We start from the raw sequence: 8,712 nt of genomic DNA on the forward strand, positions 1-8,712 counted from the left end.
GTTGGCATGCGCGCAAGGAGGCGCGAGCGACATGGCACTGACCGAGATGGCCCGGGATGCGGAGCGCGAGCGGATTGCGCGCCATGTGCTCGACCTCGTCAAGGAACGCGGCTCCGAGGTGCCGTGGACCGTCGCGATGGCCGAAAGCGGGTTGACCCGCGCGCGCTTCGAGGCGCTGTTCGTCGATTATGACGACCTGTTCGATGCCGTCGCGCAGACCTGGCTCGCCCCGCAGCTGGCGGTGATGGAGGAGGTGCTCTCGAGCAGCCTTCCGCCCCAGCGCAAGATGTTCGAATTCTTCCGCCGCCGCTTCGTGATCGCGCAAGGGCGCTTCCGCGAGGACCCGCAGTTCTTCACCGTGCTTTGCGAGATGGGCGCGGCCAATTTCGAGCGGGTGCGCTCCTATGTCGATCTCGCCGACCACTACCTGTGCGAACTGATCGCCGAGGCGCAGGCCGAGGGCTTCTTCGCCGGGCTCGAGATCGACGAGGCGCTCTCGCTGATCAATCAGATGATCAGCAACTACACCCTGCCCGATGCGCTGATCTATCTCGGCGACAAGCTGACCGAGGCGAAGCTGGCGCGGATCGTCGACACGATGTTCATCGGCCTGTCGGGCGAGGCCGGGGCTGATGCAGCGGGTCTGAATACGCTAAAGGTTGCCTCCTAGTTTTCGGCCCACCACGTGGTGGCAGGATCGTCCGCGCCGCGCGCGCCGTGGCGGCGCAGGCCATCGAACAGCCCGCCTTCCAGCGCCATGGTGGCGGGCGCGGAGCGGTTCCAGTCCATCACGTAGAGCCGCTCGGCGATCAGCCAGCGGCCTTCGCGTTTTGCGAGCGTGTCGAGGTAGCGGCCGCCGACGGTGAGCTCGACCTCGCCTTGCGGTGACGGGATGAGGTGGAGCGCGACGCAATTGGTCTCGGCCCGCGCGCTCTCGCCGGTGATGCGGATCACAGTGTTGGAGATGTTGTGCTGGGTCAGGCGCATCGCGCCGAGCCCGGCCATCAGCCCCGGGATGACCTCGGCAACCGGGCGCGCGCCGTCGCCGTAGTCGATCCGGGCGTCGGGGGTGAAGGCGGCGGCGAGCTGGTCGGGATCGCATCGGTCGATGCCGCGGCAATAGAGCGCGAGTGTCTCGGCAATGGCGAGCCGGTCGGCAAGTTCGGTGATCTCCATGCCCGGCAGCCTACCTCGCAAGGCAAGCCGGCGGGACTGCCCAAAGCGTCAGCGGCGCTTGAACTGGAGGACGTTCGCGGGAAGCTTTCTCGAAGGCGGCCCGCGGCGCTTGTCGGCGAGGGCATAGCGCAGCGCGAAGAAGAACATCGCGCCCGAGGCGAGCAGGATCGCGCCCGCCCAGAACCAGTAGGGCAGGCCGATCGCCGCCGCGATCGCGCCGGTATCGGAGAGCTGCGGCTGCCCCTCGATCATGATCTGCTCGGTGAGGAAGTAGCGCCACGCGCCGAACACGCTCCACGCCGCGGTGAGGCCGAGGAACTGGAGCGTGAAGCGCTGGAAGCCTCCGGACGCGCGCCACGCGACAAGGCCGAGCACCGCCGCGGCGACCGGCAGCGCCCACCACCCGGTCGCCGAGCGCACCCAGATGATGGTGCTGGCGAGGATCGCGGCGACCATCACCCACAGCACCGGACGCCAGGCGCGCGGGTGGGCGCTGGCGACGATCAGCGCGGCGCCGGCCAGGCTGGGAGCGAGCGGCCCGCCAACCGAGATCGCCGCCTGCACCAGCCGCGACGCTTCGCCGCTGATGAGGTATTCGGCATAGCCCGATCCGTTCGGGAGCAGCACGAGCCGCTCGAACGACTGGCCCAGCACCGCCGCGGTTAGGCCGTGGCCCATCTCGTGGAACCACGTCGTCAGGATCAGGAAGGGATAGGCGAGGACGTCGCCGAACGGCAGCACCGGTAGCAGCGAGACCACGAAGCCGGCCAGCAGCAGCCGGCCGATCGCCTCGCTTTTGGAGCCGGGGGTGACGAGCGAGGACACCGGCTGCGCTCAGCCCGCCGTCGCCGCTTCGGGCGTGTGGCCCTCCGCATCGACGCGGATGCCGCCATTATCGTGCATCGCAGCCTCTTCGTCCTCCTCGCGCTGTTCGCGCAGGATCGACCAGCTGGCGAGGAACAGCCCCGCCACCAGCGGCCCGAGCACTATCCCTGAGAAGCCGACCAGGCTGATCCCGCCGAGCGTGGTGATGAGGATGATCCAGTCGGGGATGCCGGTGTCGCGGCCGACCAGAATGGGGCGCAGCACGTTGTCGGCGGACGAGATGATGAAGAAGCCGACCAGCAGCACGAAGATCCCCTGCCAGGTCGCGCCGCTGATCAGCAGGTACAGCCCCGCCGGCAGCCACACCGCGCCCGCGCCGATCACCGGCACCAGCGCGAAGATCGCGGTGACCACGCCGAACAGCAGCGCAGAAGGGACGCCCGCGATCAGCAGCGTGATCCAGCCGAGCGCGCCCTGCACCAGCGCGACCACGCCGGTGCCCTTGATGGTCGCGCGCACGATGCCGAGGAAGCGCTCCGCCAGCCGGTCGGCGATCGCGCGCTCGACCGGGACGGCGCACAGCACGGTGCGCCCGATCCGCTCGCCGTCGCGCAGCAGGAAGAACATGACATAGAGCGCCACGCCGAAGGACAGGAAGAAACTGAGCGCGCCGCTGCCGATCGAGACTGCCTGGGTTGCGATCACCCCCGCGCTCTGGGTCAGCAGCTCCTGGAGGCGGGTCTGGACCATGGTGATGTCGGCCCAGCCGCTGCGGTCGACCGCGTCGCGGGCGAAGCCGGGGAGCGCGGTGTAGACGGAGTCGAACAGCGCGGCGAGATCGATCGGCTGCTCCTGCAGCGTGGTCACCAGCACGATCGCCCGCTCGATCACCATGGTCGCGATCCACGCGGCGGGGATCAGGACGACGATGAAGATGATGAGGAGGCTGAGCCCCGCAGCCGGATTGCGCCGCCCGCGCAACCGCCGCAGGACCGCGCGGTACAGCGGCTGGAACATGATCGCCGCCAGCGCGGCCCACAGCAGCGGCTGGGCGAAGGGCCAGACGATCACCGTCATCAGCAGGCCGACCACCGCGAGGATGATCAGGAAGCTCGCCTGTTGCAGGTCCTCGGTGCGGTTGGGATGGGCGGCCATGGGGTCTTTCGCGAGAGGCTAAACGTCGAGATTGGCCACGTTAAGGGCGTTATCCTGAATGAACTCGCGCCGCGGCTCGACGATGTCGCCCATCAGGCGGGTGAAGATCTCGTCGGTCACGTCGGCATCCTCGACCTTCACCTGCAACAGCACCCGGGCGTCGGGATCCAGGGTTGTCTCCCACAATTGTTCCGCGTTCATTTCACCCAGCCCCTTGTAGCGGCTGATCGAGAGCCCCTTGCGACCGGCGGCGAAGATCGCCTCGAGCAGCTGGGTGGGCCGGCTGATCGTGCCGTCGAAGGTGGCGGCGGGCGCCGGTGCGGCCTCCTCGGCCTCGCCCGCGAGCGGATCGTCGGGGGTGGCGGGGGCCTCGGGTTCGGGCTCCTCGGCCTCTGCCCCGGCGCGCACCAGGCTGACGGGGGCGGCATAGGCCTCGGCCTGCGCGGCGGCGAGGCCGTGGAGCTTATGTGCTTCGGTCGAGGAGAGGAAGCGCGCGTCGATCTCGTGCACGTCGGTGACGCCGCGCCACAGGCGTTCGAACACCACGGTGCCATCCTCGCGCTGGCTCGCGGACCAGCGCGCCTCGCGGTCGCCGGCACCGAGGCGCCCGGCGGCGCGGGCCAGTGCGGCGGCGAGCGCTTCGCCCGCCAGCCCCGGCTCGAGCGCGCCCACCAGCGCCATCTGCTCGACGATCCCGCTGTCGTAGCGGCGCGGGACGAAGGCGAGCAGGTTCTTGAGCCTCAGCGCCCCGTCGACCAGCGCGCGCAGATCCTCCGCCCCGCGGGTGCCGCCTTGCGTTTCCAGCACGCGGCCATGCAGCCCGGCATCGACCAGATAGCGATCGAGCGCCGCCTGATCCTTCAGATAGACCTCGCTGCGCCCCTTGGCGACCTTGAACAGCGGCGGCTGGGCGATGAACAGGTGCCCGGCCTTGATGATCTCGGGCATCTGGCGGTGGAAGAAGGTGAGCAGCAGCGTGCGGATATGCGCGCCGTCCACGTCCGCGTCGGTCATGATGACGATCTTGTGGTAGCGCAGCTTTTCGAGGTTGAACTCGTCGCGGATGCCGGTGCCCATCGCCTGAATGAGGGTGCCGACCTCCTTGGAGGAGATGATCCGGTCGAAGCGCGCGCGCTCGACATTGAGGATCTTGCCCTTGAGCGGCAGGATCGCCTGCGTCTTGCGGTCGCGCCCCTGCTTGGCCGAGCCGCCTGCGGAGTCGCCTTCGACGAGGAACAGTTCGGACTTGGCCGGATCGCGTTCCTGGCAATCGGCCAGCTTGCCCGGCAGCGAGGCGACGCTCATCGCCCCCTTGCGGCTCATCTCGCGCGCGCGGCGGGCGGCTTCGCGGGCGGCGGCGGCGTCGATGATCTTCTGGATGATGGCGCGCGCGTCATTGGGGTTTTCCTCGAGCCACTCGCTCATCTTCTCGCCCATCAGCGCTTCCAGCGGCGAGCGCACCTCCGAGGAAACGAGTTTGTCCTTGGTCTGGCTGGAGAACTTCGGGTCGGGCAGCTTCACCGAGACGATGGCGGTCAGGCCCTCGCGCATGTCCTCGCCCGAGAGGCTGACCTTCTCCTTCTTGAGCATCCCCGAACGCTCGGCATAGTTGTTGAGCGTGCGGGTCAGCGCGGTGCGGAAGGCCGACAGGTGCGTGCCCCCGTCGCGCTGGGGGATGTTGTTGGTGAAGGCGAGCACGTTCTCGTAATAGGAATCGTTCCATTCGAGCGCCACGTCGATCCCGATCCCGTCCTTCTCGGCGGAAACGGCAATCGGCGCGGCGATCAGCGGCTGCTTGTTGCGGTCGAGATATTTGACGAAGGCGGCGATCCCGCCCTCGTAGTAGAGATCGTGTTCGAGCTGTTCCTCGTGCCGCTTGTCGCGCAGCTTGATGCGCACGCCCGAGTTGAGGAAGGCGAGCTCGCGGTAGCGGTGTTCGAGCTTCTCGAAATCGAACTCGGTGACGTTCTTGAAGGTCTCATGGCTGGCCTTGAAGGTGACGCGGGTGCCCTTCTTGAAGCCGTTCGCATCGGCGTTGCCGGCGACCTTGGGGGCATCGCCCTTCACTTCGAGCGGGGCGATGGCATCGCCGTGCTCGAAGCGCATCCAGTGCTCCTTGCCCTCGCGCCAGATGGTGAGTTCGAGCCATTCCGAGAGCGCGTTCACCACCGATACGCCCACGCCGTGAAGCCCGCCCGAGACCTTGTAGGCATTGTCGTCCGAGGTGTTCTCGAACTTCCCGCCCGCGTGAAGCTGGGTCATGATGACTTCGGCCGCCGAGACGCCCTCTTCGGGGTGCATGCCGGTGGGGATGCCGCGGCCATTGTCCTCAACGCTGACGCTGCCATCCGGGTTCAGTTCGATCAGCACGAGGTCGCAATGCCCCGCCAATGCCTCGTCAATGGCGTTGTCCGAGACCTCGAACACCATGTGGTGCAGGCCCGAGCCGTCGTCGGTGTCGCCGATATACATGCCCGGCCGCTTGCGGACCGCGTCGAGCCCCTTCAAAACCTTGATCGAATCCGCGCCATATTCATTGGCGTTGGGCACTTTTGCCGGGGTCTGGTTGGTGTTGTCGTCCATGGCCCATCATATAGGGGCTCGGGCGGCGAAACCCAACTGCGGGAGGCCCCCGAGGCCTGCTTTTCCACGAGTGTTCGGGACGGGCCGACGGACGGCTCAGAACGCGGGGCGGAAATGCACCTTGCCGCGCCACATGGTCGCATCGAACAGGCCCATCATGCCCTGGCGCGAGGCCTCGTCGAACTGGGTTGCGTGGCACATCGCGGCGGCCTTGGCGGCATCGAGATCGGCGGGGGAGTAGCGCACGGTTTCGGTGAGCAGGGCCGGATCGGTCTCGGCCCAGCCGGCCATCTGCGGCACCTTGGGCAAGGAGCCGGCCGGGATGCCCACATAGAGCAGCCGCGCGCGATATTGGTTGGCTAGCGATTGCAGCGCCATGGTCACCTGCGCGCTCACCATGCGGTGGTCGGCATGGCCATAGCCGCCGGCCGGTCCCCAGGTCAGCACCAGCTGCGGGTCCGTCTCGACATAGGCCTTCGCGAACTGGTCAATGAACCGCAAGGCGGGCGACTTGGGCGCCTGCGGGGTTTCGGCCAGCGTGCCGTCGCCCAGCCCGTCGAGGAACCGCGCCTGCACCCCCAGCGCGTTGGCCGAACATTGCGCCTCCGCGCGGCGGATCGCGCCGAGCGGCGGCCCGCGCTCGAAGTCGGTCACGCCCGGCCCCTGATCGCCGAGCGTCGCAAAGACGATCGTCACTGCGTGACCCTGCCGCGCCAGCGCCGCGATCGCGGGGGCCATGAACAGCTCGTCATCGGGGTGCGCGACGACGACCAGGACCCTCTCGGACGGCTCGGCAGCCCGGGCGGGAGTCGTCCCCAACGCCAGCGCGGCGAGCGCCATTGTCGCAGTCTTCCGGATCATTCTTTTGCCCCTCTCCTCGCTTATGTCCTGCCACTTGTTCGCGCCGATTGGCAAATCCTTTGCGCGAGGCCCCGCCCCGATTATGCATGTCCCCCATGAACAACGAGACGATGATGAGCCGCCTTGCCGAGCCCTTCGGCAGCTTCCCCGAGATCCTGATGGAATGGTCGCGCATCAAGGGCGACGACCTCGCCCTCGTCGACGAGCAGCGCGAGGTCTATTGGGCCGAGCTGGTGGGTCTCGTCGAGCGGCTGGCGGCGCGGCTGGTGGAGACGGGGCTTCAGCGCGGGCAGGCGGTGGCGATCCTCGGCACCTCATGCGTGGAATATGCGCTGGTGTTCCTGGCGGCGGTGCGCGCGGGCGGCGTGGCGGCGCCGCTCACCACCAGTGCCTCGCCCGATCAGCTGAAGGGGATGGCGAAGGATTCGGGCGCGGCCCACCTGTTCATCGATGCGGCGAAGGCGGCGGAACTGGGGCCGGACTGCATGGCCGACCTGATCCGCGTGCCGCTGGAGAGCATCGACCAGTGGATGGCCCCTCCCGGCTCTCGCGCTCCAGAATTCACTCCAGTGCCCAAAGACCCCTTCAACATCATCTATTCCTCCGGCACCACGGGCATCCCCAAGGGCATCGTCCATTCGCACCGGATGCGCTGGCGGCAGTTCGCGCCGACTGCGCTGTCCTATCTCGGCGCGGGGTTCGATGTCCGCTCGCTCGCCTCGACCCCGCTCTATTCCAACACCACCATGGTCGCCTTCCTGCCGGTGCTGCTGGCGGGCGGCTGCGCGCGGGTGATGGGCAAGTTCGATTGCGCGCGCTGGCTGGCGCATGCCGAGGCCGACCGCACGACGATCACCATGCTGGTGCCGGTGCAATACCAGCGGCTGATGGATTTCGCCGGGTTCGACAGCTTCGACCTGTCGGCGCTGAAACTCAAATACTGCACCTCCGCGCCCTTCTCCGCCGATCTGAAGCGCGAGGTGCTGGCGCGGATGCCCGGCGGGCTGATCGAGATCTACTCGATGACCGAGGGCGGCGTGGTGTGCCTGCTGGCGGCCCACGAATTCCCCGACAAGCTCCACACCGTCGGCCGCCCCGCGCCCGGGAGCGAACTGAAGGTGCTCGACGACGAGGACCGCGAAGTGCCGCCGGGCACCCCCGGCAATCTCGTCGGCCGCAGCCTCACGATGATGAGCGGCTACCAGAACCAGCCCGAGAAGACCCGCGAGGGCTACTGGATCGACCCTGCCGACGGGGGCGTGTGGCAGCGCATGGGCGATATCGGCCGGGTCGATGCGGAGGGCTTCGTCGAGCTGGTCGGGCGCGCCAAGGACATGATCATCTCGGGCGGGTTCAACATCTATCCGAGCGATCTCGAGGCCGAACTGGCGAAGGAGCCAGGGGTGGTCGAGGCCGCGGTGGTGGGCGTCCCCTCGCGCGCCTGGGGCGAGACGCCGGTGGGCTTCGTGGTGCTGAAGGACGGCGCGACCGAACCGGCGGCGATCATGGCGGCAGTCAATGCGCGGCTCGGCAAGACCCAGCGGCTCGCGGCCCTGCACCCGATTGCCGAAATGCCGCGCAGCCACATCGGCAAGCTGCTCAAGACCGAGCTGCGCGAGGAAGCCGCGCGATTGGGCGGCACGGACTAGATGCAGCTCGGCCCGGCACCTTGGGGTGAGGGGCCGGGCCGGTTGATCGGCATCTGCCTGCGCTGCTGCGTTTACACGATGAACGTGTTGAACGCGGTGCCGCTGAGCGCAACGGCGAGCAGCAGGGCGACGGCCTTTTCGCTGATCATGGTCATGGTTCTGGTTCCCTGTTCTGTTGTGGTTGGGTGGCCCGGACGTTCAGGGGGGGAGAGGGAGCATCCGGGCCGAGCATGATGTAGAAACAGTGAAGCAACATTCAATCTCACTGGAGATTGAAAAGAATTCATCACCGCAATCGAAATGGGCAATCATCCGTTGCGACGCATCCGAGGCGCCGGGCCGCGCGGCTCGAGACGCGGCCACCAGTTCAGGGGGGGGGAGGGCGGTGGCCGCGTCTCTTTCGCTGCGTGCCGGGCGCTTGGCCAGGCAGTGACCGGTGGGGGAGGCCCAGCAGGGGGAGAGC

The 8,712-nt window shown here is 67.9% G+C and carries 7 protein-coding genes; 2 read left to right on the forward strand and 5 right to left on the reverse strand.

All coding sequences use genetic code 11. The features are described from left to right. Positions 1–31 precede the first annotated feature (31 nt). Positions 32–670: a hypothetical protein gene (locus AX692_RS03435; protein ID WP_073975633.1), complete on the forward strand. Its 639-nt coding sequence runs from the start codon at positions 32–34 to the stop codon at positions 668–670. On the opposite strand, the gene AX692_RS03440 is transcribed toward AX692_RS03435, so the two are convergent. The 5 genes from AX692_RS03440 to AX692_RS03460 form a co-directional block, all read right to left on the reverse strand. Beyond that, positions 667–1,176, reverse strand: a complete 510-nt coding sequence (locus tag AX692_RS03440; RefSeq protein WP_073975634.1) for a nuclear transport factor 2 family protein — start codon at positions 1,174–1,176, stop codon at positions 667–669. The two genes, AX692_RS03435 and AX692_RS03440, sit on opposite strands and share 4 nt — an antisense overlap. Positions 1,177–1,224: 48 nt before the next feature. Further along, positions 1,225–2,001, reverse strand: coding sequence for a M50 family metallopeptidase (locus AX692_RS03445; protein WP_073975635.1), 777 nt, complete (start codon positions 1,999–2,001; stop codon positions 1,225–1,227). Between the two features lie 9 nt (positions 2,002–2,010). Further along, positions 2,011–3,156: an AI-2E family transporter gene (locus AX692_RS03450; RefSeq protein WP_073975636.1), complete on the reverse strand. Its 1,146-nt coding sequence runs from the start codon at positions 3,154–3,156 to the stop codon at positions 2,011–2,013. An 18-nt stretch (positions 3,157–3,174) separates the two neighbouring features. Next, positions 3,175–5,739, reverse strand: a complete 2,565-nt coding sequence (gyrB, locus tag AX692_RS03455) for a DNA topoisomerase (ATP-hydrolyzing) subunit B (RefSeq protein WP_073977406.1) — start codon at positions 5,737–5,739, stop codon at positions 3,175–3,177. Between the two features lie 96 nt (positions 5,740–5,835). Continuing rightward, complete coding sequence (locus AX692_RS03460; RefSeq protein WP_081095505.1) at positions 5,836–6,600, reverse strand: PIG-L deacetylase family protein; 765 nt, start codon at positions 6,598–6,600, stop codon at positions 5,836–5,838. Positions 6,601–6,686: 86 nt separating this feature from the next. On the opposite strand from AX692_RS03460, the gene AX692_RS03465 reads away from it, so the two are divergent. Further along, a complete protein-coding gene (locus AX692_RS03465; protein WP_073973670.1) occupies positions 6,687–8,249 on the forward strand; it encodes a class I adenylate-forming enzyme family protein in 1,563 nt (520 codons plus the stop codon). Positions 8,250–8,712: the final 463 nt, after the last annotated feature.

The sequence above is a fragment of the Erythrobacter donghaensis genome (assembly GCF_001557325.1).
Lineage (GTDB): Bacteria > Pseudomonadota > Alphaproteobacteria > Sphingomonadales > Sphingomonadaceae > Erythrobacter > Erythrobacter donghaensis_B.

What these genes read in the sequence shown, in the direction of transcription:
- AX692_RS03460 (WP_081095505.1), bottom strand. Translation starts at nt 6,600, where the DNA reads ATGATCCGGAAGACTGCGACAATGGCGCTCGCCGCGCTGGCGTTGGGG.
- gyrB (WP_073977406.1), bottom strand. Translation starts at nt 5,739, where the DNA reads ATGGACGACAACACCAACCAGACCCCGGCAAAAGTGCCCAACGCCAAT.
- AX692_RS03440 (WP_073975634.1), bottom strand. Translation starts at nt 1,176, where the DNA reads ATGGAGATCACCGAACTTGCCGACCGGCTCGCCATTGCCGAGACACTC.
- AX692_RS03435 (WP_073975633.1), top strand. Translation starts at nt 32, where the DNA reads ATGGCACTGACCGAGATGGCCCGGGATGCGGAGCGCGAGCGGATTGCG.
- AX692_RS03465 (WP_073973670.1), top strand. Translation starts at nt 6,687, where the DNA reads ATGTCCCCCATGAACAACGAGACGATGATGAGCCGCCTTGCCGAGCCC.
- AX692_RS03450 (WP_073975636.1), bottom strand. Translation starts at nt 3,156, where the DNA reads ATGGCCGCCCATCCCAACCGCACCGAGGACCTGCAACAGGCGAGCTTC.